Origin of the sequence: Pseudomonas sp. 51_B (assembly GCF_017491595.1) — a bacterium.
Lineage (GTDB): Bacteria > Pseudomonadota > Gammaproteobacteria > Pseudomonadales > Pseudomonadaceae > Aquipseudomonas > Aquipseudomonas promysalinigenes.
Genome location: NZ_JAFGYW010000018.1, coordinates 1 through 25,790 on the forward strand (window position 1 = coordinate 1; position 25,790 = coordinate 25,790).

Consider the following 25,790-nt stretch of genomic DNA (forward strand, 5'->3'; position numbering starts at 1 on the left):
AGATCGAGCGCCGCCCGCGCGGCGCATCGCGAGCTGCGCTCGCTCCTACGTTTGTTTCGGGCCAGTAACGCCTGTGGCAGATGCGCGCGCCCGCCCGGTTCATACGACGCGATACCGCGCCATGCACCAAGGCGTCCGCGCGCAAATCCCGCAGGCATAATTGGCCCGAAACAAACGTAGGAGCGAGCGCAGCTCGCGATGCGCCGCGCGGGCGGCGCTCGATCTGCGCTCCACCGAAGAGCTCACGCCGAACCTCTAGGCTTAAATGGTCAGCATTAGCCTCGGGCTGGTTCTGATCTGCCCGTGCATCATGTGTCGTCTTTGCACAGCGCCCAACATATTGAGCCCAAAAGAATTTTTCGGACGACTGGCAATTTTCCAAACCACTCTGTAAAGAAATTTGTACGATATCGCTCAAATCCACCCATCAATTCGGGATTGTTCGGTTTTTGTAAACAGAACTTGCCGCAACTCACCCACCCAAGCCTGCCCTGCGTGCCTACCCCATCTTGCCCAAACCCCCATGGCGCGGTGATATATCACACATTGCCGTGTGCATAAGCCTGACCACAGAGCCAGGCCAACAGAACAACAAATGGAGGCGCCATGTACGCCGATCACTTCGCCTTTTCCGGCGCTTACCACAGGATCGCTGCGTTTTTTCCAGAGGAAACGACGCAACGCGTTGACGCCTGCTCGTTTGCAGGGGTATACAGTGCGCCGCGTTTTACCTGTGACCCTCTTGCGTACCGCGCACTCTTGCCGACGCCTGGCTGATTCGCTTCGGCGGCACCGGTTGGCAGGAAATTCAAGGTAACCACCTTGCCCATTCCGCTGCGCCACGAGCGCGGTGGGTCCGATCCCGTCACAGATAAAAACAATGCAGGTGACTTCGTTCATGAGTGGACAAAACATGCATTCAGGCGAGCTCAAGCGGGGCCTGAAAAATCGCCATATCCAGTTGATTGCCCTGGGCGGTGCAATTGGGACTGGCCTGTTCCTTGGTTCGGCAGGCGTGATGAAATCCGCCGGCCCGTCGATGATCCTAGGCTATGCCGTGTGCGGCTTCATCGCTTTCATGATCATGCGCCAGCTTGGCGAGATGATCGTCGAGGAACCGGTGGCCGGCTCGTTCAGCCACTTCGCGCACACTTACTGGGGCGGTTTTGCCGGTTTTCTGTCGGGCTGGAACTGCTGGGTGCTGTACATCCTGGTGGGTATGTCGGAGCTGTCGGCGGTAGGCAAGTACGTTCACTACTGGTGGCCAGAGATTCCCACCTGGGTCACCGCGGCAGCGTTCTTCGTACTGATCAATGCCATCAATCTGATGAACGTGAAGTTCTTCGGTGAAGCCGAATTCTGGTTCGCCATCATCAAGGTCGTGGCGATCGTCAGCATGATCGGCCTGGGTGCCTATCTGTTGACCAGTGGCAATGGCGGCCCTGACGCTTCGGTCAGCAACTTGTGGAGCCATGGTGGCTTCTTCCCCCACGGCGTCAGCGGCCTGGTCATGGCCCTGGCATTCATCATGTTCTCCTTCGGCGGCCTGGAAATGCTTGGCTTTACCGCTGCTGAAGCGGACAAGCCCAAAACCGTCATTCCGAAGGCGATCAACCAAGTCATCTACCGTATTCTGATTTTCTATGTCGGCGCATTGGTCGTGCTGCTGTCGTTGACGCCGTGGGACAATTTGGTCGCTAGCATCGACGCATCCGGCGGCAGTTACGGTAGCAGCCCGTTCGTGCAGGTCTTCTCCATGCTCGGCAGCGATGTCGCAGCCAACCTGCTGAATTTCGTGGTCTTGACTGCTGCACTTTCGGTGTACAACAGCGGCACCTACTGCAACGCACGCATGCTGCTGGGTATGGCCGAACAGGGCGATGCCCCGGCCTCGTTGGCCAAGGTCGACAAGCGCGGTGTGCCGGTGCGGGCGATTTTGGTGTCGGCGGCGGTAACGCTGATTGCGGTGCTGCTCAATTACCTGATGCCGCAGAATGCACTGGAGTTGCTGATGTCGCTGGTAGTCGCCACGCTGGTGATCAACTGGGCGATGATCAGCTATTCGCACCTCAAGTTCCGCCAGCACCTTGACCGCACCGGCCAGAAACCGCTGTTCAAGGCCTTGTGGTACCCCTACGGCAACTACTTGGTGTTGGCCTTCGTAGTGCTGATCCTCGGTATCATGCTGATGATTCCGGGTATTCAGGTATCGGTGTACGCCATCCCGGTATGGCTGATAGCGATGTTTTTGGCGTATCTGGTCAAAGGCCGTCGTCAGCCGCAGGCCAAGGGTGTTGCCGGTGTCGTCGGCAAGTAAGCCTGCACGCTAATGGAAGAACCCGGTGTCAGGTGACTGGCATCGGGTTTTTTTGTCGCCTGCTGCGGCCTCTAGGCGGGTGACCCCACTGCCACAACTTCTCAATGGCGATGAGTGCGTAGTAGCGGATTGACCTGCGAAGAAGCCACAGCAAGGTTCAAATCTGCTCAAGCAGCCAACTGCGAAATGCCCTCAATGAAGGCAGTGCCTCGTTGCGCGGCGGGTAGATCAGGTAGTAACTGCGCTGGCTGGCAAACGCCGTCCCTGGGCTGAACAGCTCGCCCTTGGCCAGCTCTTCCTCGACCAGTATGCGCGGTACCAGACCGATGCCGATCCCGGCCCGCACCGCTTGTATCAGGTGCGAAGTCAGCTCGAAGCTTGGCCCTAACCGCATGGCCCGGTGCGCCAGGCCGTGGTGGGAGAACCATTCGCCCCAGGCATGGGGGTTGTTGGCCACGTTCAGCAAGACTTCTGCACTGATGCGTGTAGGGCTCCAGCCTTGCGCATCGTCGCCTGCCTGCGGCGGCAGAATGACCACCAACTCCTCTGCATGCAGCCGGTGGCAGATAAGGCCCGGCAGGTCATGGCTGGCCACGCCGATGGCGGCATCGATCTGGCTGGTGTCGAAATTGATCGCTTCGATGCGTGAATGAATGTGCACCAGCATGCCAGGGTGGGCGCTGTAGAACGCATGCAAGCGCGGTAGCAGCCATTTGGAGCCGAAGGTGGGTAGCGTTGCCAGGCGCAAGGTGCCGACCCCCGACTGATAGGCCAGCGCCTGCAGCGTGGCGCTGCGGATGCGGCCCAACGCTTCGCTCAACTCGCGCTGGTACAACCGGCCAACGTCGGTCAGTTGCACCTGCCGGCCCTCGCGGCGAAACAGTGTCAGGCCCAGTTGCTGCTCCAGTGCCTGAACCTGACGGCTGACTGCGCTCTGGGTCAGCGCCAGTTCGGCAGCGGCACGGGTATAGCTTTCATGGCGAGCAGCAGCTTCGAACGCCAGCAGCAGCGACATGGACGGGGTGAGATGGCGGTAATTCATTCATGAAAGTCATCGATAGCGGCAGGATTATCCGTTTGCCCCTGAGGCGAAACTACAGGAACATTGGCCCATACGTCATCCCTGTGGGCCTTACCCATGCTGGGGCGGCAGGATTTCCGTGAATTAGCACTTATCAAGAGGCCATCCTTCGATGATCGCCCAGCTGTCTACCCTGGCGCCCGCCGCCAACTATCCCGAATTCCTCCAGGCCCTGCGCGGCAGTGGCTTCCGTGGCCAGATCAGCGCTGACTACGCTACCCGTACCGTACTGGCCACCGACAACTCCATCTACCAGCGTCTACCCCAGGCAGCGGTCTTCCCAATGGACGCTGATGACGTGGCGCGGGTCGCCACGCTGATGGGCGATGCGCGCTTCAAGGCGATCAAGCTGACCCCGCGTGGGGGCGGCACCGGCACCAATGGCCAGTCGCTGACCGATGGTATCGTCGTCGACCTGTCCCGACACATGAACCAGATCCTGGAAATCAACGTCGAGGAACGCTGGGTGCGGGTGCAGGCAGGTACGGTCAAAGACCAGCTCAACGCCGCGCTCAAGCCCCATGGGCTGTTTTTCGCCCCTGAGTTGTCCACTTCCAACCGCGCCACCATTGGCGGCATGATCAACACCGACGCCAGTGGGCAGGGCAGCTGTACCTACGGCAAGACCCGCGACCATGTGCTTGAACTGCACAGTGTGCTATTGGGCGGCGAGCGCTTGCACAGCCTGCCGCTGGAAGATGATGCATTGGAGCAGGCTTGCGCGGCGCCTGGCAGGGTCGGTGAGGTGTACCGTATGGCCCGGGAAATCCAGGAAACTCAAGCCCAGCTGATCGAAACGACGTTCCCCAAGCTCAACCGTTGCCTGACCGGTTATGACCTTGCGCACCTGCGCGACGAGCATGGGCGTTTCAACCTCAACAGCGTGCTGTGCGGTGCCGAGGGTTCGCTCGGTTATGTGGTCGAAGCCAAGCTCAATGTGCTGCCCATTCCCAAATATGCCGTGCTGGTCAACGTGCGCTACACCAGCTTCATGGATGCGCTGCGCGACGCCAATGCCTTGATGGCGCTCAAGCCTTTGTCGATCGAGACGGTCGACTCCAAGGTGCTGATGCTGGCAATGAAGGACATCGTCTGGCACAGCGTTGCCGAATACTTCCCGGCCGACCCAGAGCGCCCGACCCTGGGCATCAACCTGGTGGAGTTCTGCGGCGATGAGCCGGCCGAGGTCAATGCTCGGGTCCAGGCCTTCATCGACCATTTGCAACGCGACACCAGTGTCGAGCGCCTGGGGCACACCTTGGCCGAGGGGGCTGAGGCGGTCACCCGGGTCTACACCATGCGCAAGCGCTCGGTAGGGCTGCTGGGCAACGTCGAAGGCGAGGTACGCCCGCAGCCGTTCGTTGAAGACACCGCCGTACCGCCTGAGCAGTTGGCCGATTACATCGCCGACTTCCGCGCGCTGCTCGACGGTTACGGCCTGGCCTATGGCATGTTCGGCCACGTCGATGCCGGCGTGCTGCACGTACGGCCAGCCCTGGATATGAAAGACCCTGCGCAGGCCGCACTGGTCAAGCCGATCTCCGATGCCGTTGCCGCACTGACCAAACGCTACGGTGGCCTGCTGTGGGGCGAGCACGGCAAAGGCTTGCGTTCGGAGTACGTGCCGGAATACTTCGGGGCACTGTACCCGGCGCTGCAGCGGCTCAAAGGTGCATTCGACCCGCATAACCAGCTCAACCCAGGCAAAATCTGCACGCCGCCAGACAGCGTTGAAGGCCTGACCACGGTCGACGGCGTGACCCTGCGCGGTGACCTGGACCGCACCATCGACGAGCGAGTCTGGCAGGACTTCCCCAGCGCTGTGCACTGCAACGGCAATGGCGCCTGCTACAACTATGACCCCAACGATGCCATGTGCCCGTCGTGGAAGGCCACCCGTGAGCGCCAGCATTCACCCAAGGGCCGTGCATCCTTGATGCGCGAGTGGCTGCGCTTGCAGGGCGAGGCTAACATCGATGTGCTGGCGGCAGCGCGCAACCCGGTATCTTGGCTCAAGGGCCTGCCGGCGCGGCTTCGCAACAATCGCGCGCGCAACCAGGGCCAGGCAGATTTCTCCCATGAGGTGTACGACGCCATGGCTGGCTGTCTGGCCTGCAAATCGTGCGCAGGGCAGTGCCCGATCAAAGTCAACGTACCGGACTTCCGTTCACGCTTTCTGGAGCTGTATCACGGCCGCTACCAGCGCCCGCTGCGCGACTATTTGATCGGCTCCCTGGAATTCACCATTCCGTATCTGGCTCACGCACCGGGCCTGTACAACGCAGTCATGGGCTCGCGATGGGTAAGCAAGCTGCTGGCGGACAAGGTCGGCATGGTCGACAGCCCACTCATCAGCCGCTTCAATTTCCAGTCGACCCTGACCCGCTGCCGCGTTGGCGTGGCTAGCGTACCAGCGCTGCGGGAGCTGACCCCGGCCCAGCGCGAGCGCAGCATCGTGCTGGTGCAGGATGCTTTCACCCGTTATTTCGAGACGCCGCTTTTGGCTGCGTTCATCGAGTTGGCTCACCGCCTGGGCCATCGGGTGTTCCTTGCGCCGTACAGCGCAAACGGCAAGCCCCTACATGTGCAGGGTTTCCTGGGGGCGTTCGCCAAGGCGGCAATTGGCAATGCTACTCAGCTCAAGGCCCTGGCTGACTGCGGCGTGCCGTTGGTAGGCCTGGACCCGGCCATGACCCTGGTCTATCGCCAGGAGTACCAGAAGGTGCCTGGCCTGGATGAGTGCCCCAAAGTGCTATTGCCCCAGGAATGGTTGATCGACGTGCTTCCCGAGCAAGCACCTGTGGCCCCAGGCCACTTCCGTCTGATGGCCCATTGCACCGAGAAGACCAACGTTCCGGCCAGTACCAAGCAGTGGGAGCAGGTGTTCGCCCGTTTGGGGCTCAAGCTGGTGACCGAGGCGACCGGTTGCTGCGGCATGTCTGGCACTTACGGGCATGAGGCACGCAATCAGGCGACATCGCGCACCATCTTCGAGCAGTCCTGGGCGACCAAGCTGGACAAGGAGGGCGAGGCGTTGGCCACCGGCTACTCGTGCCGCAGCCAGGTCAAACGCATGACCGAACGGCAGATGCGCCACCCGCTGGAGGTGGTGCTGCAATACGCCAGGCGCTGACCTGGAGCAAGCTGGGGGCGCTAAGCGCCCCCGGCGCTAAGCGCCCCCGGCGCTACGGCCGCGAGCACAGCGGGCTTGCCGATACAAATGCAGGCTCAGCACCAGCCCGCTGCAAGAGGCTGCAGCCGCGAACAGAAACATCGAAGCAAACCCGAACCCCGATGCCACCGCACCCACTAATGGCCCGGTGACCCCCAGCGACAAGTCGATAAACAGTGAATAGGCCCCTACCGCTGCCCCGCGGTTGGCCGCTGATACCTGGTTGACCGCTTCCACCCCCAATGCCGGGAACACCAGAGAGAAGCCGAAGCCGCTCAGCGCCGCTCCTGCCAATGCCAGCTCGGCGTTTGGCGCCAGCCACAACATCAGTAACCCAAGGGTTTCGACTGACAAACAAGCGATTGCCACCCTGAAACCGCCGATCCGATTGATCAAATTGCCAAACAACAGCCGCGCGCAGATGAAGCTTGCACCGAACAGGCTCAGGGTCAGCGCGGCATTGGCCCAGCCCCGGCTGGCGTAATACAGGGTGATGAACGTGGCGATGGTGCCAAAGCCGATGGACCCCAGCGCCAGCCCCGAACCATGGGGCAACACTTTGCTCAGCACCTGCATGAACGGCAGGCGCTTGCCACTGACCACCGGGGCGGCACGTTTGGGCCAAGCCAGCAGTAGGCCAAAGCCGCACAGCAGCAGGATGCTCACACCCATGCTCCACAGGCCAAGGCTCTTGACCATCATCACACCCAATGGCGCACCGATGGCCAGTGCGCCGTAGCTGGCGATACCGTTCCAGGAAATGACCTTGGCGGTGTGCTGCGCCCCAACCCGGCCGATGCCCCAGCCGATCGAGCCGGAACCCACCAGGCTTTCGGCACTGCCCAGCACCAGACGCCCAAGCAGCAGGCATACCAGGCTAACCCAAGGCAGATGGGTGAGAAAGGCGCAGGCGAGCATGAATACCCCACTCAAACCGCAGCCGAACAGGCCGTACATCACGGCCTTTTTGCTGCCCAGGTTATCGATGATGCGGCTGGCGGTAGGACGGCTGAGCAGGGTGGCGAGGTACTGGACGCTGATCACAAGGCCCGCGATCACGGCACTGAAGCCCAGGTCGTTGTGCACATAGCCAGGTAGCACGGCCAGCGGAATCCCAATGTTCAGATAACCGATGAACGTGAACAAAACGATGGAAACGACTTGGCCAGTGATGGCAAAGGAGGAAGCGGCTTGCGGGGGCATGGGGGGTCCGTAGGGCTGTGGGCATGGCGCGCCTACATCATAACCGTGCCTGTACAGCTTGCGGGCAGCTCGTGCATGAACAACGGCTGCCCGCAGCGCTGTCGCTATTCTCGATAGTCAACCAACCAACTGACGCTGAACGCTGCCTTGTCGAAGTCAAGGCGTAGCCGCGGCAGCACGTAACCGCCGCACGAACGGCAGGTGCTGAACAGGGTGAACACCTGGATCGACCTGACCTGTTCGGGCCGTGCCAGCAGGTCTTCGCAAATCACCGTGGCAATCAGCCGTTCCGAGTCCAGGTGCCGATGGTGTTGTTGCACGTCGAGTGCCGTAGGGCGCCGCAGAATCGGCAGTTCGGTGAAGCGCGGCGACGGCGCTCTGCCCTCCATACGCTCCAGGGCATTGATGAAGGTGATGTTGAGGTTTTCGTCGGGCGGCGGGGTGGCGATCTTGAAGATACGCTTGCTTTTGCCGCCTGAGAGCGAGTAGTAAACGCGGCGTCTGCCATCCTCAAGGGCCACGGTGAAGAATGCAAGGTTCGCCCCCGGCAGGTGTTCGCGTAGGCTACGTGCGCCGGAATCGCTGAGCAATTGGTCTACGGTCATTGGGGTGAATGACTTTGGGGTGCCCGAGGCCGGTAGCAACCGGTTGAGGATATGGTTGGTGTGTGCCTGCTCGCTGACCGTGGCCTGAATCAATGGCCGCCAAGTCGGGATGATTTCTCGGTTCAGCCCCACCAGGCCGGATTTCATCACCCCGGTTAGGGCATCCTGGGCTTGGGAATTGGTGAGTATGTTCTTGGCGAATTCGGGCAGCATGCGGGCTTCTGCAGCGTCCAGCAGCTCTTGAAATGGGCTCATCCTGACCGGGCGCAAGGTACGACCGTGCTCCAGCCAGTCACGCAGCAGGGCGGTCAGATTGTCGACGTCGCGCTGCAGGTTAGAGCGTGTGGCTACGATCCGGTAGCTTTCGCTCAGGTCCAGATAACGCTGAATCAGATCTGGGTCGCGAACTCTGGATAGGATACGGCGTTGGTCGCGTGGTGGCATGGGCCGAGCCTCGGGCCCAATCGTATTGTCGAGCACTTGTTCCAACTGCCGCAGCTGCCAACGCCAGGGCTCATGCCGGGTTGCGTAGAACACACCGGTGTCCGCTTCGACCACCAGCCACTCAGCCTCCATCCATTCGATCAGGGCCGCCCTGATGATGCGCCTGTCGGCGATCGTCCTGGCCAGCCCGCCAAGCCTTACGGGCGGGGCGAAACGGGCAAGAATCTCTACGTTGAGCCGTGGGGTATCCTCCGGCAAGCCAAACCAGAACTCTGCTAACGGGTCGACAGTGATGCTGCGGTGATAGATAGGTGGCGTAATCACACCCAGGCTGACCTCGGCCCTGAGTTTTGGCAGGACTCTCACGGAGTTGATGTATTCGAGCACTTTGCCTTCGTGCACCATCACCTGGGCCAGCGCTAATTTTCCGACCACCACATCGCGTGCGCGAATCGGTGCAGGCTCCAGCCGGGTGGTCAGGAAAGCTCGGCTGGCGTGCTGGCCGAACAACGGCGTGCCTGCATTGACCTCGTCTGGCTTAAATAGCAAGGCGATGGTTGACTCATGCGGCCCGCTATAGGGTGTTTTCAGCACCTGCGGGTTCGTCTGAAATGTCGAGTTCGCGACCCTTTGCAGCACGTTACTTTTGTCTGAGGGCTGATAGCGATAGGCCTCGCCGTTGATGATCACATCAATCAGGTTATCGGCCCTGCTGATTGTGATAGGGCGTTGGGCGGTGCCCCAGGCCAGGGATAGGTCGGCTGGAGGGAGTCGATCAAGTATCAGCTGGCCCGGCGTCAGGCCTGGGGGCGGCATGCGGTCGAGTACGAAGGTATCTGGCCACTCGCCTGGGTGCGTGAGCTCGGGCGCGCTGTGCCAGCGCCGCAGGCCGATGGTGCGTTGGTAAAGAGCCGGAGGCAGCTCGCTTGAAAGCGCCCAGCGCTTGGCGATCGTTTCAAGGGTGGTACGTGCGACTTTTGCAGCTAGCTTGTTGCTGCCGAAAATCCGCGATAGCGAGCTTGCCGTGCGCAGGGCATTGCCAGTGAGGGTGCCGACGCCGCCTAGTACGTCCAACGCACAGCTGGCGGCATCCTCACTGTCTTTCACATCAACGCAGGCTACCAGGGGGACCGTGTTCTTGATCAGCTTCCACAAGTAAGCCCAGTCACTGACTTTACGTTTCTCGGCCAGAAAACGTTCGTAGGCGGTGGCGCCTTTGCCGGCCAGGTGCAGAGCAGCGCGGTTACCCAGTGCAATGGCAGTGGCATAGATACCGGCCAACGCGTCGAGTTTTGCGTTTTCAGGTGCCTCGCCCAAATGTTTCAAAGTGCAATAATGGTTGGCGACATCCCATGTGGGTGCTGCACCGTTGTAGTCCAGGTAGCTGAGGTTCATGCGCCCTGCCAGTTGTTCGAACGCCTTCGGTGCGCTGTACCAGACGCGATAGGCCAGGCGTTCGGGAAACAGCTCCAGCAGTGTGTCACGCTCTGGATCATGCACTCGGATGAATATGCCCCGGGTGCCAATTTCCTCATGCCAGAGATCTTGCGGGCTATCGCCATAGGGCGGCACCGGCTCAGGCCCGTGATAGCGAGGCCAGGTGGCGGCATAACAGGTCCAGTGCGCCTGGCCAAGCTGCTCGCGTTGTTCAGCGGGCAGGTGCCGTATCAGGCGTTGCAGCAGGCCCTGGTAGCGAACCTTGGCAGTTGCTTCCCAGGTGTCAAATTCACGCTCGTACCAGGCGGTGATATTTTCAAGGCCTCTATTGGCGTATCCCACGCGATCATCGACATAGGCTTCAAGATGCAGTTGCCCGTCGATGTTACGCCCTGCCGGGTCGATACCTTTGGCTTTCAGGCGCAGAGCGGCCTCGGTCATGCGATTGGGACGCTGCTCGATGGCCTCCATGTCCCAGGCATTGAGGTAATGGTCATACACCTTTTGCCATTGCAGCGCCGACCAAGGCGGCAAACTGTCGATATGCCCATGCAGCGGCCCCCAGTGGCTCAAGGTATCGCGCAGCGCTTCGCTAGCGGTGCTTTCATCGGCGGGGGTTTCGATGTTCATTCGAAAAGCCTGCTCAAATGACCCTGGCAATTGCCGTGCGCGCAGCAGCATTGCGCCTTGGCGCAGGGCAGCCCAGTCTAGGTCAGGGCGGTAAGGGCTGTTGGTTGGTTGGCCGTCGAGCAGCAGTTCGGGGGCGAAACGGCGCATCAGCAATTCGCTGGCGAGCTCGGCCACGGCAGGTTGGCAGCCAAGGCTGGCCTGCACGCTATTGACCAGGTCAAGGCGGATCTGTGGGAAGGGCAGCAAGGTGTTGTGGGCGTTGAACAGCTCAAAATCCAGCAGGTAGCCTGGGCGTCGATCCTCAGGCGGGTAGAGCGTATCCGCGATTGCTTGCTCGGCAAGCGCTCGGCTGTGCGGGTTCGAGCCCAGCTGAATTGCCTCGCTAAGGCGCAGTGCCCAGCGGTCGAATGCCTCTGATTGCAACAAGGCGTCCAGCGCTTGGGATGCGGGTGCGTTCAGAGCTGCGCCGGGCAGCAGCACTTTTCCATATTGATTAGGCACAAGCCCTGCTTGCAGCTCGCGCTGAGTTGGGGCCCGGTAGCGCGCCCCCTGGAAATACACATCAGCCTCAAGGGCCTCGAACAACTGGTCACCCTGGCTACGCCCCAGGGGCGCCGGTAACAGGTGGCGTACAAGCACATTGAGGTCGAGGTAGCCGTCAAGTTCCAGCGCTGGCATGGCAGGCAGTGGCGGCGGGGGAGTCGTAGACAGGTCGGTCAATAGCAGCAGGGCGGCCATCACAAAGGCATCGCGGCGTTTGTGACAGAGGCCTTTTGCCCACAGGGTTTGCGCCAGGCTGCACGCGCGGTAGGGCGTGATCGTTGCTGGCGGATCGCTCAGCGCTTTTGGGAGCGCACGCTTGACCAGCGTTTGCAGGAAGTAAGTGCATTCGTCGGGTGCAACAGGGCTGTGCGGCTCGCGTGCAAAAAACCGGTTGAGGTGGGCTGCTGCCAAGTCGCTGGCAAGTGCTTGCTCGAGCGCCAGGCGTAACTGGCAGTCTGCCAAGTCGTTGGGAAACAGATCGTCAAGGTTCAATGCCTGGTCAAAGTGCAGGCTAAGTGATGTCTTGAGATCGTAGGGGCCGGACAAGCCACTATCGAGCAGTACATCCTGCGCGGTGATCGCGTCGATCTGGCTGCGGCGCAGTGATGGGACTTGATGGAAAGGCAGCATGGCGCGGACTCCGGTATGAGGGTCCGTCAACATGGCCTTAGTCGAGCAGCAGTTTGAGGTATTGAGCTACTGCCGCATTCGGGACGGTGTGAAAACGTGATGACGGGGGAGCCCACAGGTCAGCCGTTTTCACACAGTCGCAGGGTTGCGCGGTTTATTCCTGGTCAGCGCTGGGTTGATCATCACCGTCCTGATCGACGGCAGGCGTCGGCTCGGCGTGGACGGTAACGGTTGGCTCTTCTGGGTTCAGGCTTGGGAAGGGAAGATTCGGGATTTCATGCATCTCGTCGTTCCTCGCAAGTGTGAGTGAAAAGTCTGCGCCAGGCGCGTTTGGAGCTTCGTAAAGCTGGGGCAGGATACACAAGTCTGGATGACAGTTAGTAAATTTTCCTGGTCGCTTGTCGGTTTTGCGGGCGGATACCGGATGGTTTTCGCACAGGTGCAGGAGACGACTAGGGCTTTGCGGCTTGATGTCAGTCAGCTAGGGACTGATGCTTGGGGCCGCAGTGCGGCCCCAATTTGCAGCTCTGTTATTGATGTTATTTGCGGCCTTCAGCCGTCTCGGCCACTTTGTCGGTGCGCGCGCACATGATGAAGTCGTTGCGATGCAGCCCTTTGATCGAGTGGCTCCACCAGGTCACGGTGACTTTACCCCATTCAGTCAGCAGACCAGGGTGGTGGCCTTCGGCCTCGGCGATTTCGCCCACGGCGTTGGTGAACGCCAACGCGTGCTTGAAGTTCTTGAACAGGAACACGCGCTCAAGCTCCATATGGCCGTCGCGTACTTCGATGCTCCAGTCCGGTATCTGGCGAATCAGCTCGGCCAGTTCTTCGTCGGTGACCTTCGGTGCGTCAGCGCGGCACGCTTCGCAGTGGGCTTGGTTCAAGGCATTCATGGTGTGTTTTCCGCTTCGAGTTGTTATCTGCAAGGTGCTCAGGCAGCGACCTTGGGTGGAAACTTCGGCGCATGCAGCCCTAACTGCATGGCCTGGTGGACCATACCCATGATGTCTTCGTGGGCCAGGTCAAACAGGCGCTTCATGGTCGGTAGGACGAAATAAAGCGGCTGCAGGATGTCGATCCTATAGGGTGTGCGCATGCATTCGATCGGGTCGAAGGCCTGATGCTCCGGTTCGCCGCAAAGGCTGTAGACGGTTTCCTTGGGTGAGGAGAGGATGCCGCCACCATAGATCTTGCGCCCCTGCGCGGTTTCCATCAGGCCAAACTCTATGGTCATCCAGTACAGGCGCGCCAGATACACCCGCTCTTGCTTGGTCGCGGCCAGGCCGAGCTTACCGTAGGTATGGGTGAATTCGGCGAAGAAGGGGTTGGTCAGCAGCGGGCAGTGGCCGAATATTTCGTGGAAGATGTCCGGCTCTTGCAGATAGTCCAGTTCTTCGGGGGTGCGGATAAACGTCGCGACCGGGAAGCGCTTGCTGGCCAGCAGCTCGAAAAAGGTCTGAAAAGGGATCAACGCCGGTACACGAGCAACCTGCCAACCGGTGGTAGCGCCCAGCACTTTGTTGATTTCACCCAGCTGTGGAATGCGGTCGTGGGGCAGCTTGAGCTGGTCGATGCCGTCGAGGTACTCCTGGCAAGCGCGGCCCTCGATGACTTTGAGCTGGCGGGTGATCAAGGTATTCCATACCGCATGCTCTTGCTGCGGATAATCGATAAACCCGTGCGCATCGGGCTCGCGTGCCACGTATTGCGTCTGTTTCATGTGGCTCTCCTAGTGAGTGCTCTTTCTTGTTATGTCCACGACATGACCTAGGAATATCCCTTCACCGGACGTTTTGCACGATGGCTGGTTGCGCAGGGTAGCTACCTGAGATGCCTAGAATGTAACGATTATTTTACAAAAGGCCGTTGCTATCGGAAAATCCAGAGCATTGGGCTGGCATAGGTGCCATTTTTGTCAGCTTATCTTTACGATTTTTTCCACGCGACTGTGAAAAATCAGCCGCTTCGAGAGCATCCATGCGTATCAAAGTCCATTGTCAGAACCGGATCGGCATTCTTCGGGACATTCTCAATCTGCTGGTGGAATACGGCATCAACGTTCTGCGGGGGGAGGTAGGGGGCGATCATGGCAATGCCATCTATTTGCACTGCCCCAACCTGATCAATCTGCAATTCCAGGCATTACGCCCCAAATTCGAGTCGATTGCCGGTGTATTCGGAGTCAAGCGGGTGGGCCTGATGCCCAGCGAACGGCGCCACATGGAGCTCAATGCGTTGCTGGGCGCGCTGGACTTCCCCGTGCTGTCGATCGACATGGGCGGCAGCATCGTCGCCGCCAACCGCACCGCAGCGCAGTTATTGGGGGTGCGGGTCGACGAAGTACCGGGCATGCCGCTGGCACGCTATGTCGAGGACTTCGACCTGCCGGAGTTGGTCCGTGCCAACAAGTCGCGGATCAATGGCCTACGTATCAAGGTAAAGGGAGATGTGTTTCTGGCCGATATCGCGCCACTGCAATCAGAACACGATGACAGTGAGGCCTTGGCCGGTGCAGTGCTGACGCTGCACCGCGCAGACCGCATCGGCGAACGTATCTATAACGTGCGCAAGCAGGAGCTGCGCGGCTTTGACAGCATTTTTCAGAGTTCGCGGATGATGGCGGCAGTGGTGCGGGAGGCGCGACGCATGGCGCCTCTGGATGCACCTCTGCTGATCGAAGGTGAGACGGGTACCGGCAAGGAGTTGCTGGCGCGTGCCTGCCACCTGGCCAGCCCGCGGGGTCAGTCCCCGTTGATGGCGCTCAACTGCGCTGGCCTGCCTGAGTCGATGGCCGAAACCGAGTTGTTCGGTTACGGTCCTGGGGCGTTCGAGGGAGCGCGCGCCGAGGGCAAACTGGGGCTGCTGGAGCTCACAGCCGGCGGTACTTTGTTCCTTGATGGCGTGGGCGAGATGAGCCCGCGGCTGCAAGTGAAGCTGCTGCGTTTCCTACAGGATGGTTGCTTCCGCCGTGTTGGTAGTGACGAGGAGGTTTACCTGGACGTGCGGGTGATCTGCGCCACTCAGGTCGACCTGTCGGAACTGTGCAGCCGTGGCGAATTCCGTCAGGACCTGTATCACCGGCTGAACGTGCTGTCGCTGCACATCCCGCCGCTGCGTGAATGCATGGACGGGCTCGAAGGCCTGGTTCAGCACTTTCTCGACCAAGCCAGCCGACAGATCGGCTGCGCCTTGCCACGGTTGGCGCCTGCGGCCATGGATAAACTCAGCCAGTATCACTGGCCTGGTAATGTGCGGCAGTTGGAGAACGTATTGTTTCAGGCGGTTTCGCTATGCGAAGGCGGGATAGTGAAAGGTGAACATATTCGCTTGCCGGATTACGGTGCCAGGCAGCCGTTGGGCGAGTTCTCGCTGGACGGCGATCTTTCGCAGATCGTCGGGCGCTTTGAAAAGGCGGTACTTGAAAATTTGATGGGTGAGTTTCCAAGTAGTCGGGCACTAGGGAAACGGTTGGGGGTTTCTCATACGACAATTGCTAACAAGTTGCGCGATTACGCATTGGGGAAATCGCTGGATTAAATAAAATTTAGTTAATCTTCTATTAATTTTTAAGTGTCGCTAAGTTGCAGCTGGCTGACACGCGACGGGGCCCATTTGGGCCCCGATTCGGGTTTTCAGCCGTTGGAGCAGCCGTTGCCCATTACGCGGTATTCGAGGATGTGCTTGTGACCGTTGGAGTCTTCATAGGTCATGCGGGCGGGCACCACCTCGCAGACGTTTGGCACTTCGCTCATGGAGATGACGCGGGCGATATCCAGGTGCTGGGAGTAAGTGTACTGCTCAACCGGGATCTGTTCGACAGTGTTCGTTTCGCCGGCCATCGCCGTGCTGCAGAGGCCGCCGAGTACCAATACCAGTAACGCTTTCATGTTCAATTTACCTGTTTAAGGTCGTCAAGGGGCACGCGGCGCTTGTGACGCCGCGAGTAGTACTGAATTTCAACTATCGGGATTAGAACGGGATTAACAAATTGCCTTCGTGGGGGCTGTTTCCTGTAGTTAATCGCTTTGCCGTTGCTGGCGAGATCAATGTTATGCCTGGATAACTAAGGGAAACAGATAGCGTTTTGATAAAGTTTTTTCGCCTTTTGCCAAATTCTGTAACAATCCCTTGAACGGCATCCTTCGGTTTCTACTATGACGGGCCAGTAGCTGCGGGCTAGAGCCTCTGCTGCTGTGCGGGCCGTTAAGGGATTACCTGCGCTACTACCATCGTCGTATGGTTTTTCCAGCTCTGTTACAGTTACAAACGGTTCCATACAAAAACAACTATTACACCGAGGTATCACAGATGAGTGCGGCTCCACTGTATCCCGTTCGTCCCGAGGTTGCGGCCACTACCCTGACCGACGAGGCCACCTACAAGGCCATGTATCAGCAATCGGTGATCAACCCGGACGGCTTCTGGCGTGAGCAGGCCCAGCGCCTGGACTGGATCAAGCCGTTCACCAAGGTCAAGCAGACCTCCTTCGACGACCACCATGTGGACATCAAGTGGTTTGCCGACGGCACTCTTAACGTGTCCTCAAACTGCCTGGACCGCCACCTGGAAGAGCGCGGCGATCAATTGGCGATCATCTGGGAGGGCGACGACCCTTCCGAGCACCGCAATATCACCTACCGCGAACTGCACGAGCAGGTGTGCAAATTCGCCAATGCCCTGCGCGGCCAGGATGTCCATCGTGGCGATGTGGTCACCATCTACATGCCAATGATCCCGGAAGCGGTAGTGGCCATGTTGGCCTGTGCCCGCATCGGTGCTATTCACTCGGTCGTGTTCGGCGGCTTCTCGCCGGAGGCTCTGGCCGGTCGCATCATCGACTGCAAATCCAAGGTGGTGATCACTGCTGACGAGGGGGTGCGAGGCGGTCGTCGTACACCGCTGAAGGCCAACGTCGATCTGGCGCTGACCAACCCTGAAACCAGCAGCGTTCAGAAGATCATCGTGTGCAAGCGCACCGGTGGTGACATTGCCTGGCACCAGCATCGCGACATCTGGTACGAAGACTTGATGAAAGTCGCTTCCAGTCATTGTGCACCGAAGGAAATGGGCGCCGAGGAGCCGCTGTTCATTCTTTATACCTCCGGCTCCACCGGCAAACCCAAGGGGGTGCTGCACACCACTGGCGGCTACCTGGTGTATGCCGCGCTGACCCATGAGCGGGTGTTCGACTACCGCCCCGGTGAGGTCTACTGGTGCACGGCTGACGTTGGCTGGGTGACTGGGCACAGCTATATCGTCTACGGCCCGTTGGCCAACGGCGCCACCACCGTGCTGTTCGAAGGCGTACCGAACTACCCCGATATCACTCGTGTGTCGAAAATTGTCGACAAGCACAAGGTCAACATCCTCTACACGGCGCCGACCGCCATACGCGCCATGATGGCCGAAGGGCAGGCTGCGGTTGCGGGTGCTGACGGTTCCAGCTTGCGCCTTCTGGGTTCGGTCGGCGAGCCGATCAACCCTGAGGCCTGGAACTGGTATTACAAGACCGTGGGCAAAGAGCGTTGCCCAATAGTCGACACCTGGTGGCAAACCGAAACCGGTGGCGTGCTGATCAGCCCACTGCCGGGGGCCACGGCGCTCAAACCTGGCTCGGCAACCCGGCCGTTCTTCGGCGTGGTGCCAGCGCTGGTGGATAACCTGGGCAACCTTATCGAGGGCGCTGCCGAAGGCAACCTGGTAATCCTCGATTCCTGGCCGGGCCAGTCGCGTTCGCTGTATGGCGACCACGACCGTTTCGTCGACACCTACTTCAAGACCTTCCGCGGCATGTACTTCACCGGCGATGGTGCGCGTCGTGATGAAGACGGCTACTTCTGGATCACCGGCCGTGTAGACGACGTGCTCAACGTTTCCGGGCACCGCATGGGCACTGCGGAAATCGAAAGCGCCATGGTCGCCCATGCCAAGGTCGCCGAAGCGGCTGTGGTGGGTGTGCCCCACGATATCAAGGGGCAGGGCATCTATGTCTACGTCACCCTCAATGCTGGGGTCGAACCCAGCGAGCAACTGCGCATGGAGCTCAAGAACTGGGTGCGTAAGGAAATCGGCCCGATCGCGTCGCCCGACGTCATCCAATGGGCACCGGGGCTGCCGAAGACCCGCTCGGGTAAGATCATGCGCCGTATTCTGCGCAAGATCGCCACTGCTGAATATGATGGCCTGGGTGATATCTCGACCTTGGCAGACCCAGGCGTCGTGCAGCATTTGATTGACACCCACAAAGCGATGAACCTGGCCTCGGCTTGACTCAGCGCTCAGAGGCGATCGCCTAACCGGTGGGAGCGAGTTCGCTCGCGAAGAGGCCAGTGAGGTTGCTGACGGGCTTGCTCGTTACGCCCGCCCCGCTGGTTTAGCCACCTACCTCAAACCCCGCTCGGTCAGCCGGCGGGGTTTTTGCTTCACTGTTACCCGACATTCATCGGTAACTCTTCTGTCACCGATTTCGCACAGGATCGGGGCGTCGGGAAACAGGTCTGTCCGCTGCTGGTGCAATCGGGCGGCTTTTTTCTGCAAGGACAAACGCTGCACTTGCCGTAAAGCAAGGGTTTGCCAATAATAGGCCCGTTAATTGCTTTGCTTATAGGTTGTTCCTCTCGAGCTCTTGCATGATTTGCAACGGCTGTCAACATTGCTCGACGCGATTTCAAGCGCTTCTGTAACTAGTTGTCGCTTTGAAGAAATATCGACTACCGGGCTGTCGTTAAAATGCCACTCACTCGCTCGTGGTCTGCGACCTTGGTCGAAACCTGCGCGGCTCGCGTTGTACCCATTCGCATAGCGGGCAGCTGTTACCCCTGCCTCGTATTGCCCCGTACCGATGGAGTTACCTGATGAAGAAGCTCGCACTGCTTGGCGCCCTGGCGCTTTCCGTGTTTTCCCTGGTATCGCAAGCCGATGAAAAGCCGCTGAAAATCGGTATCGAAGCGGCTTACCCTCCTTTTGCCTTCAAGCAGCCTGATGGCAGCATCGCCGGTTTTGACTACGACATCGGCAATGCCTTGTGTGAAGAAATGAAAGCCAAGTGCACCTGGGTCGAGCAAGAATTCGACGGCCTGATCCCTGCGCTCAAAGTGCGCAAGATCGACGCCATCCTGTCGTCCATGTCGATCACCGAAGACCGTAAGAAGTCGGTGGACTTCACCAAGCGCTACTACCTGACGCCGGCGCGCCTGGTCATGAAGCAGGGCACTGCCGTGAGCGATAGCCTGGACGAGCTCAAGGGCAAGAAAATTGGTGTGCAGCGTGGCTCGATCCACGACCGCTTCGCCAAGGAGGTCCTGGCACCCAAAGGCGCCACTGTCGTGCCGTACGGTACCCAGAACGAAATCTACCTGGACGTCGCTGCCGGTCGCCTGGACGGCACCGTGGCAGATGCGACCCTGCTCGAGGATGGCTTCCTCAAGACCGATGCCGGCAAGGGCTTTGCTTTCGTCGGCCCGTCTTTCACCGACGTCAAGTATTTCGGTGACGGCGTAGGCATCGCTGTACGCAAAGGCGACGACGCCAACCGCGAGCGCATCAACAAGGCCATCGATGCGATTCGTGCCAACGGCAAGTACAAAGAAATCGAGAAGAAGTACTTCAACTTCGACATCTACGGTCCAGACTCGAACTAAGACGTCGGGTTTAACCTGTGCAATGGTGCAAACAGCAGAAGCTCTGAGGTTTGCACCATTTTTTCATTCCCAAGCCCTGAGGAATACCAATCATGTTGAAAGGCTATGGGGCAGTCATCCTCGATGGGGCGTGGCTGACGCTGCAGCTCGCCCTGTCGTCGATGGCCCTGGCCATCGTCCTTGGCCTGATCGGCGTGGCCCTGCGTCTGTCGCCGGTGCGCTGGCTGGCCTGGCTGGGGGATCTGTATTCCACGGTGATCCGTGGCATCCCTGACCTGGTCCTGATCCTGCTGATCTTTTATGGCGGCCAGGACATCATCAACCGAGTGGCACCATTGCTCGGTTACGACGATTACATCGACCTGAACCCGCTGATCGCCGGTATCGGCACGCTGGGTTTCATTTTTGGTGCGTACCTGTCGGAAACCTTCCGTGGGGCGTTCCTCGGTATCCCTAAGGGCCAGGCCGAAGCCGGCGTGGCCTATGGCATGAGTGCGCGCCAGGTGTTCTTCCGCATCCAGGTGCCGCAGATGATCCGCCTGGCCATTCCAGGCTTCACCAACAACTGGTTGGTGCTGACCAAGGCCACGGCGCTGATTTCGGTTGTGGGCCTGCAGGACATGATGTTCAAGGCCAAGCAGGCGGCTGATGCCACTCGTGAACCTTTCACCTTCTTCCTGGCCGTAGCGGCGTTGTACCTGGTGATTACCAGCGTTTCGCTGCTGGCGCTGAAGTATCTGGAGCGCCGCTACTCGGTGGGCGTCAAGGTGGCTGAACTATGATCTTCGACTACAACGTTGTCTGGGAGGCGATGCCACTGTATCTGGGCGGCCTGCTGACCACTCTCAAACTGCTGGCCCTGTCGCTGCTGTTCGGCCTGTTGGCGGCCATTCCGCTGGGCCTGATGCGTGTCTCCAAGCAGCCTGTGGTGAACGTCAGTGCCTGGCTGTATACCTATGTGATCCGTGGCACACCGATGCTGGTGCAGTTGTTCCTGATCTACTACGGCCTGGCTCAGTTCGAGGCGGTGCGCGCGAGTGTCTTCTGGCCGTGGCTGTCCAGTGCCACTTTCTGCGCATGCCTGGCGTTCGCCATCAACACCAGTGCCTACACGGCCGAAATCATCGCCGGCAGTCTCAAGGCCACGCCCCATGGCGAAATCGAAGCGGCCAAAGCCATGGGCATGTCGCGCATGAAAATGTACCGCCGTATCCTGCTGCCTTCTGCTCTGCGCCGGGCGCTGCCGCAATACAGCAACGAAGTGATCATGATGCTGCAGACCACCAGCCTGGCCTCGATCGTCACCCTGATCGACATCACCGGTGCGGCACGCACGGTCAATGCTCAGTATTACCTGCCTTTCGAGGCCTACATCACGGCGGGCGTGTTCTACCTGTGCCTGACCTTCATCCTCGTGCGCCTGTTCAAGATGGCCGAACGCCGCTGGCTCGGCTACCTGGCGCCGCGCAAGCACTGACCGCTCTGTGAGAACCGACAGTATGTACAAACTTCAAGTCCAAGACCTGCACAAGCGCTACGGCAGTCATGAAGTGCTCAAGGGTGTGTCCCTGGCAGCCAAGGCTGGCGACGTGATCAGCATCATCGGCTCGAGCGGTTCGGGCAAGTCGACGTTCCTGCGCTGCATCAACCTGCTGGAGCAGCCCCATGCCGGCAAGATCCTGCTCAACAACGAAGAGCTCAAGCTGACCCCTGGCAAGGACGGAGCGCTCAAAGCCAGCGACCCGCGTCAGTTGCAGCGCATGCGTTCGCGCCTGTCGATGGTGTTCCAGCATTTCAACCTGTGGTCGCACATGACCGCCCTTGAGAACATCATCGAAGCGCCGGTGCATGTGTTGGGGGTGAACAAGAAAGAGGCGTTGGAGAAGGCCGAGCACTACTTGGCCAAGGTGGGCGTTGCTCACCGCAAGGACGCCTTCCCTGGCCATATGTCAGGTGGCGAGCAGCAGCGCGTGGCCATTGCCCGGGCCTTGGCCATGGAGCCTGAGGTCATGTTGTTCGACGAGCCCACCTCGGCGCTCGACCCTGAGCTGGTTGGTGATGTGCTCAAGGTCATGCAGGCCTTGGCCCAGGAGGGCCGGACCATGGTAGTCGTGACCCACGAAATGGGTTTTGCCCGCGAGGTGTCCAACCAGTTGGTGTTCCTGCACAAAGGCTTGGTCGAGGAAACCGGCTGCCCGCGTGAAGTGCTGGCCAACCCGCAATCGGAACGGCTCAAGCAGTTTCTCTCCGGTAGCCTGAAGTAAACACTGCCTCTTTGCACCAGAATAGGGCATGCTGCGCAGCAAACGCAGCCTGACCCTGCGTTACAGACTCGAACGAACCAGGTTTCGGACAGCACCCTATGACCACCCAGCGAATTGGTTTTCTCATCTGGCCTAGCACCAAGCCCTTGACCCTGGCGCTGGCAGAGGAAGTGTTGCTGGTGGCCCAGCGGGTGCATCCGGATGTGGTCTATGAGATTGCGTTTCTCCAGGCCGAGCCTGCCGCAGAGGGCGCTTGGCGCCTGCCTGGCGAGCCGTGGAGCGGGCGGCTGGAGGGGTGCAGCAAGTTATTGTTGCTGGCTGACGATTTGCCTCAGGCCGTGGGCCCTACGCTGTCAGCAGCGCTCAAGCAGTTGGCCCGCAGTGGTTGCATGATCGGCGGGCTGTCCGCGGGCGTGTATCCGCTGGCCATGCTGGGCCTGCTCGACGGTTACCGCGCGGCGGTGCACTGGCGCTGGCAGGACGACTTTGCCGAGCGCTTTCCCAAGGTCATTGCCACCAGCCATCTGTTCGACTGGGATCGCGATCGTTTGACAGCCTGCGGTGGCATGGCGGTGACCGATTTGTTGCTGGCAGTGCTGGCCCGCGACCATGGGGCGGAGCTTGCAGGGGCGGTGTCCGAGGAACTGGTGGTCGAGCGTATTCGTGAAGGTGGTGAGCGCCAGCGTATTCCGCTGCAGAACCGCCTGGGCTCAAGCCATCCGAAGCTCACTCAGGCGGTTTTGCTGATGGAGGCCAACATCGAGGAACCGCTGACCACGGATGAAATTGCCCAGCATGTGTGCGTATCGCGCCGGCAGCTGGAGCGCATCTTCAAACAGTATCTGAACCGTGTGCCGAGCCAGTATTACCTGGAATTGCGGTTGAACAAGGCGCGGCAAATGCTGATGCAGACCAGCAAGTCGATCATCCAGATCGGGCTGTCCTGTGGCTTTTCTTCGGGGCCGCATTTCTCCAGTGCCTATCGCAACTTCTTTGGCGCAACGCCGCGGGAAGATCGCAACCAGCGGCGCAGTAGTAGCCCATTCGAACTGAGCTCGGCGCCGGCCGAGAAGGGCTGAGATACTGGGTTGGGCCTGGGTGCATGGCTTGGGTTAGATGGTGGTGCGCAAATCGAGCGCCGCCCGCGCGGCGCTCGATTTACGCCACAACACCACAACAACGATGTGCGCCCGCTGCTGCGCCCTGAATTGCCTGTGAACATCCGTTCACCCAGCTCCCTCTCTCCCGTACACTGCGCTATTGCGACAGTGTTTGTCGCATTGCCGAAATCCTTGGTGAAACTGGGTTTTGCGCTGTAACAAGTTGTCGCTTGGCCGCAAGGACAGGCGCGGATCAGTCCTTACAATCCCCCCATCGCTCGCCACTTCCAGGCCAGCGTTCCTCTTCAGGAGACTCAGATGTCCGTTGAGCAAGCCCCGGTGCTACGTGCCGATTTCGACCAGGTGATGGTCCCCAACTATTCTCCGGCGGCCTTCATTCCTGTGCGAGGCGAGGGTTCCCGAGTTTGGGACCAGTCGGGCCGCGAGCTCATCGACTTTGCTGGCGGCATCGCGGTCAATGCCTTGGGCCACTGCCATCCGGCGCTGGTCAAGGCTCTGACAGAACAGGCCAATACCCTCTGGCACGTCTCCAACGTTTTCACCAACGAGCCTGCACTGCGCCTGGCGCAAAAGCTGGTCGAGGCCACCTTCGCTGACCGTGCGTTCTTCTGCAACTCTGGCGCTGAGTCCAACGAGGCTGCCTTCAAGCTGGCGCGCCGGGTCGCCCACGACCGCTTCGGCCCCGATAAGCACGAAATCATTGCCACCGTTAACAGCTTCCACGGCCGCACCCTGTTCACCGTCAGTGTCGGCGGGCAGCCAAAGTACTCCGATGGCTTCGGCCCGAAGATCACTGGCATCAGCCATGTGCCCTACAACGATCTGGAGGCGCTGAAGGCTCAGATCTCCGACAAGACCTGCGCTGTGGTGATCGAACCGATCCAGGGCGAAAGCGGCGTGGTACCGGCTGACAAGGCGTACCTGGAAGGCGCGCGCAAGCTTTGCGACGAGCACAACGCCCTGCTGATTTTCGATGAAGTGCAGACCGGCGTGGGCCGCACCGGCTCGTTGTACGCCTACCAACATTACGGCGTGACTCCGGACATCCTGACCAGCGCCAAAAGCTTGGGCGGCGGCTTCCCGATCGGCGCCATGCTGACCACTTCCGACATTGCCAAGCACCTGGCTGTCGGCACCCATGGCACCACCTACGGTGGCAATCCGCTCGGCTGCGCCGTTGCCTGCGCCGTGCTGGACGTGGTCAACACCCCGCAGACCCTGGCAGGCGTCAAGGCCAAGCATGAGCGATTCAAGGCCCGCCTGGAGCAGATCGGCCAGCAGTACGGGCTGTTCCGCAAAGTGCGTGGGGTCGGCCTGCTGATCGGTTGTGTGCTGAGTGACGCTTGGCAGGGCAAGGCCAAGGACGTGCTCAATGCTGCTGAAAAAGAAGGCGTGATGGTGCTGCAGGCAGGGCCTGACGTGGTCCGCTTCGCGCCAAGCCTGGTGGTCGAGGACGCCGATATCGACGAAGGCTTGGACCGCTTCGAGCGCGCGGTGGCGCAACTGACCAAGGGCTGATCAGCCCGCGGTCCTTTCACTGCCCGGTCAGCCCCGGCGCCGGGCAGGTGAAGACGAATTTCTGCGCGGGTGCTTTGCGCCCGCGGTTTTTCCGTGCCTTTTCAATGGCCCGTTTTTCCAAAGGAGTGACACCATGCTGGTGATGCGCCCCGCGCAAATGGCTGACCTGAACGAAGTGCAGCGCATGGCTGCCGACAGCCCCGTTGGTGTCACCTCGCTGCCGGACGACGCTGCTCGCCTTGGCGACAAGATTGCCGCGTCGGAAACTTCATTCGCCGCCGAAGTCAGTTTCAATGGCGAAGAGAGCTACTTCTTCGTGCTCGAGGACAGCGCCACCGGCAAGCTTGCAGGCTGCTCGGCCATCGTTGCTTCGGCGGGCTATTCCGAGCCTTTTTACAGTTTTCGCAACGAGACGTTCGTCCATGCCTCGCGAGAGCTGAAGATTCACAACAAGATCCATGTGCTGTCGCTGTGCCATGACCTCACAGGCAACAGCCTGCTGACCAGTTTCTATGTGCTGCCTGAATTGGTCGACAGTGGCTGGGCCGAACTCAACTCCCGGGGCCGCCTGTTATTCATGGCCTCGCACCCGGAGCGCTTCGCCGATTCGGTGGTTACCGAGATCGTCGGCTATAGCGATGAGCAGGGCGAGTCGCCGTTCTGGGACTCCATCGGGCGCAATTTCTTCGACCTCAACTACGCCGAAGCCGAGCGTTTGTGTGGGCTCAAGAGCCGCACCTTTCTTGCCGAACTGATGCCCAATTACCCCATCTATGTGCCGTTGTTGCCCGATGCGGCGCAGGAGGCGATGGGCCAGGTGCACCCGCGTGCGCAGATCACCTTCGATATCCTGATGCGGGAGGGTTTCGAGACTGAGCACTACATCGATATTTTCGACGGCGGGCCAACCCTCCATGCTCGAACCTCGGGTATTCGCTCTATCGCCCAAAGCCGCGTGGTGCCAGTGAAGGTGGACGATACCCCCGTCAAAGGAGGGCGCCATTATCTGGTTTGCAATGGCCAGCTTCAGGACTATCGCGCCGTGCTGCTGGAGCTGGACTGGGTGCCAGGCAAGCCGGTCAGCTTGAGCAGTGAAGCGGCCGAAGCCTTGGGTGTCGGCGAAGGCGCCAGCGTGCGGTTGGTCGCAGCCTGAGACAGGGCTGGGCTGCAACAGTGAGTTTC

Annotated in this window: 19 protein-coding genes; 11 read left to right on the forward strand and 8 right to left on the reverse strand. The window is 60.0% G+C overall.

Going from position 1 to position 25,790, the window contains the following annotated elements; all coding sequences use genetic code 11:
- Positions 1-418, reverse strand: a 418-nt coding sequence (locus tag J5M56_RS17675) for a hypothetical protein (protein ID WP_207937446.1), incomplete at its 3' end; no start/stop codon positions are given.
- A gap of 480 nt (positions 419-898) precedes the next feature.
- Between J5M56_RS17675 and J5M56_RS17680 the strand changes: the two genes are divergently transcribed.
- A complete protein-coding gene (locus tag J5M56_RS17680; protein WP_186478923.1) occupies positions 899-2,317 on the forward strand; it encodes an amino acid permease in 1,419 nt (472 codons plus the stop codon).
- Positions 2,318-2,474: 157 nt separating this feature from the next.
- Here the strand turns inward: J5M56_RS17680 and J5M56_RS17685 are convergent, their stop codons facing one another.
- The gene (locus J5M56_RS17685; protein WP_207937447.1) at positions 2,475-3,359 is read right to left on the reverse strand and encodes a LysR substrate-binding domain-containing protein; all 885 of its coding nucleotides are present in this window, start codon (positions 3,357-3,359) and stop codon (positions 2,475-2,477) included.
- Positions 3,360-3,510: 151 nt separating this feature from the next.
- On the opposite strand from J5M56_RS17685, the gene J5M56_RS17690 reads away from it, so the two are divergent.
- Entirely contained in the window at positions 3,511-6,531 is a 3,021-nt protein-coding gene (locus J5M56_RS17690) for an FAD-binding and (Fe-S)-binding domain-containing protein (RefSeq protein WP_207937448.1), read from the forward strand.
- A 36-nt stretch (positions 6,532-6,567) separates the two neighbouring features.
- Here J5M56_RS17690 and J5M56_RS17695 read toward each other — a convergent pair whose 3' ends face one another.
- The 5 genes from J5M56_RS17695 to phhA form a co-directional block, all read right to left on the reverse strand.
- Positions 6,568-7,773 carry an MFS transporter gene (locus J5M56_RS17695; protein WP_207937449.1) on the reverse strand — a complete coding sequence of 402 codons (1,206 nt, stop codon included), beginning with the start codon at positions 7,771-7,773 and terminating at the stop codon, positions 6,568-6,570.
- A gap of 104 nt (positions 7,774-7,877) precedes the next feature.
- A complete protein-coding gene (locus J5M56_RS17700) occupies positions 7,878-12,062 on the reverse strand; it encodes a deaminase domain-containing protein (RefSeq protein WP_207937450.1) in 4,185 nt (1,394 codons plus the stop codon).
- A gap of 154 nt (positions 12,063-12,216) precedes the next feature.
- On the reverse strand, positions 12,217-12,345 hold the full coding sequence (locus J5M56_RS27070; protein WP_261743855.1) for a hypothetical protein: 129 nt from the start codon (positions 12,343-12,345) through the stop codon (positions 12,217-12,219).
- 256 nt (positions 12,346-12,601) lie between these two features.
- On the reverse strand, positions 12,602-12,958 hold the full coding sequence (locus J5M56_RS17705) for a 4a-hydroxytetrahydrobiopterin dehydratase (RefSeq protein WP_060480176.1): 357 nt from the start codon (positions 12,956-12,958) through the stop codon (positions 12,602-12,604).
- A gap of 38 nt (positions 12,959-12,996) precedes the next feature.
- Positions 12,997-13,785, reverse strand: coding sequence for a phenylalanine 4-monooxygenase (gene phhA, locus J5M56_RS17710; protein WP_186478928.1), 789 nt, complete (start codon positions 13,783-13,785; stop codon positions 12,997-12,999).
- A 257-nt stretch (positions 13,786-14,042) separates the two neighbouring features.
- Here phhA and J5M56_RS17715 point away from each other — a divergent pair, with 257 nt between their 5' ends.
- Entirely contained in the window at positions 14,043-15,602 is a 1,560-nt protein-coding gene (locus J5M56_RS17715; protein ID WP_060480178.1) for a sigma-54-dependent transcriptional regulator, read from the forward strand.
- 95 nt (positions 15,603-15,697) lie between these two features.
- Here the strand turns inward: J5M56_RS17715 and J5M56_RS17720 are convergent, their stop codons facing one another.
- On the reverse strand, positions 15,698-15,952 hold the full coding sequence (locus tag J5M56_RS17720; protein WP_060480179.1) for a DUF2790 domain-containing protein: 255 nt from the start codon (positions 15,950-15,952) through the stop codon (positions 15,698-15,700).
- Positions 15,953-16,373: 421 nt separating this feature from the next.
- Between J5M56_RS17720 and acs the strand changes: the two genes are divergently transcribed.
- From acs to aruF, 8 genes are all read left to right on the forward strand, one after another.
- Positions 16,374-18,335, forward strand: coding sequence for an acetate--CoA ligase (acs, locus tag J5M56_RS17725; RefSeq protein WP_060480180.1), 1,962 nt, complete (start codon positions 16,374-16,376; stop codon positions 18,333-18,335).
- 584 nt (positions 18,336-18,919) lie between these two features.
- On the forward strand, positions 18,920-19,705 hold the full coding sequence (locus J5M56_RS17730; protein ID WP_186478930.1) for an ABC transporter substrate-binding protein: 786 nt from the start codon (positions 18,920-18,922) through the stop codon (positions 19,703-19,705).
- 92 nt (positions 19,706-19,797) lie between these two features.
- Positions 19,798-20,487 (forward strand): ABC transporter permease, encoded by a 690-nt coding sequence (locus J5M56_RS17735; RefSeq protein ID WP_186478931.1) that lies wholly within the window; start codon positions 19,798-19,800, stop codon positions 20,485-20,487.
- Entirely contained in the window at positions 20,484-21,182 is a 699-nt protein-coding gene (locus J5M56_RS17740; RefSeq protein WP_186478932.1) for an ABC transporter permease, read from the forward strand. The genes J5M56_RS17735 and J5M56_RS17740 overlap by 4 nt, the downstream gene beginning before the upstream one ends.
- A 22-nt stretch (positions 21,183-21,204) precedes the next feature.
- Positions 21,205-21,969 carry an ATP-binding cassette domain-containing protein gene (locus J5M56_RS17745; RefSeq protein WP_060480184.1) on the forward strand — a complete coding sequence of 255 codons (765 nt, stop codon included), beginning with the start codon at positions 21,205-21,207 and terminating at the stop codon, positions 21,967-21,969.
- Positions 21,970-22,067: 98 nt separating this feature from the next.
- Complete coding sequence (gene argR, locus J5M56_RS17750) at positions 22,068-23,048, forward strand: transcriptional regulator ArgR (protein WP_207937451.1); 981 nt, start codon at positions 22,068-22,070, stop codon at positions 23,046-23,048.
- Between the two features lie 339 nt (positions 23,049-23,387).
- Positions 23,388-24,608 (forward strand): aspartate aminotransferase family protein, encoded by a 1,221-nt coding sequence (locus J5M56_RS17755; protein ID WP_207937452.1) that lies wholly within the window; start codon positions 23,388-23,390, stop codon positions 24,606-24,608.
- A 133-nt stretch (positions 24,609-24,741) separates the two neighbouring features.
- Positions 24,742-25,761, forward strand: a complete 1,020-nt coding sequence (gene aruF / locus J5M56_RS17760; RefSeq protein ID WP_060480418.1) for an arginine/ornithine succinyltransferase subunit alpha — start codon at positions 24,742-24,744, stop codon at positions 25,759-25,761.
- Positions 25,762-25,790: the final 29 nt, after the last annotated feature.

Bases quoted from the DNA above. Each gene is read 5' to 3' on its own strand.
- J5M56_RS17730 (WP_186478930.1), top strand. From the start codon at position 18,920: ATGAAGAAGCTCGCACTGCTTGGCGCCCTGGCGCTTTCCGTGTTTTCC.
- J5M56_RS17695 (WP_207937449.1), bottom strand. From the start codon at position 7,773: ATGCCCCCGCAAGCCGCTTCCTCCTTTGCCATCACTGGCCAAGTCGTT.
- aruF (WP_060480418.1), top strand. From the start codon at position 24,742: ATGCTGGTGATGCGCCCCGCGCAAATGGCTGACCTGAACGAAGTGCAG.
- J5M56_RS17755 (WP_207937452.1), top strand. From the start codon at position 23,388: ATGTCCGTTGAGCAAGCCCCGGTGCTACGTGCCGATTTCGACCAGGTG.
- J5M56_RS17705 (WP_060480176.1), bottom strand. From the start codon at position 12,958: ATGAATGCCTTGAACCAAGCCCACTGCGAAGCGTGCCGCGCTGACGCA.
- J5M56_RS27070 (WP_261743855.1), bottom strand. From the start codon at position 12,345: ATGCATGAAATCCCGAATCTTCCCTTCCCAAGCCTGAACCCAGAAGAG.
- argR (WP_207937451.1), top strand. From the start codon at position 22,068: ATGACCACCCAGCGAATTGGTTTTCTCATCTGGCCTAGCACCAAGCCC.
- J5M56_RS17715 (WP_060480178.1), top strand. From the start codon at position 14,043: ATGCGTATCAAAGTCCATTGTCAGAACCGGATCGGCATTCTTCGGGAC.
- J5M56_RS17680 (WP_186478923.1), top strand. From the start codon at position 899: ATGAGTGGACAAAACATGCATTCAGGCGAGCTCAAGCGGGGCCTGAAA.
- J5M56_RS17745 (WP_060480184.1), top strand. From the start codon at position 21,205: ATGTACAAACTTCAAGTCCAAGACCTGCACAAGCGCTACGGCAGTCAT.
- J5M56_RS17720 (WP_060480179.1), bottom strand. From the start codon at position 15,952: ATGAAAGCGTTACTGGTATTGGTACTCGGCGGCCTCTGCAGCACGGCG.
- J5M56_RS17700 (WP_207937450.1), bottom strand. From the start codon at position 12,062: ATGCTGCCTTTCCATCAAGTCCCATCACTGCGCCGCAGCCAGATCGAC.
- acs (WP_060480180.1), top strand. From the start codon at position 16,374: ATGAGTGCGGCTCCACTGTATCCCGTTCGTCCCGAGGTTGCGGCCACT.
- phhA (WP_186478928.1), bottom strand. From the start codon at position 13,785: ATGAAACAGACGCAATACGTGGCACGCGAGCCCGATGCGCACGGGTTT.
- J5M56_RS17685 (WP_207937447.1), bottom strand. From the start codon at position 3,359: ATGAATTACCGCCATCTCACCCCGTCCATGTCGCTGCTGCTGGCGTTC.
- J5M56_RS17740 (WP_186478932.1), top strand. From the start codon at position 20,484: ATGATCTTCGACTACAACGTTGTCTGGGAGGCGATGCCACTGTATCTG.
- J5M56_RS17735 (WP_186478931.1), top strand. From the start codon at position 19,798: ATGTTGAAAGGCTATGGGGCAGTCATCCTCGATGGGGCGTGGCTGACG.
- J5M56_RS17690 (WP_207937448.1), top strand. From the start codon at position 3,511: ATGATCGCCCAGCTGTCTACCCTGGCGCCCGCCGCCAACTATCCCGAA.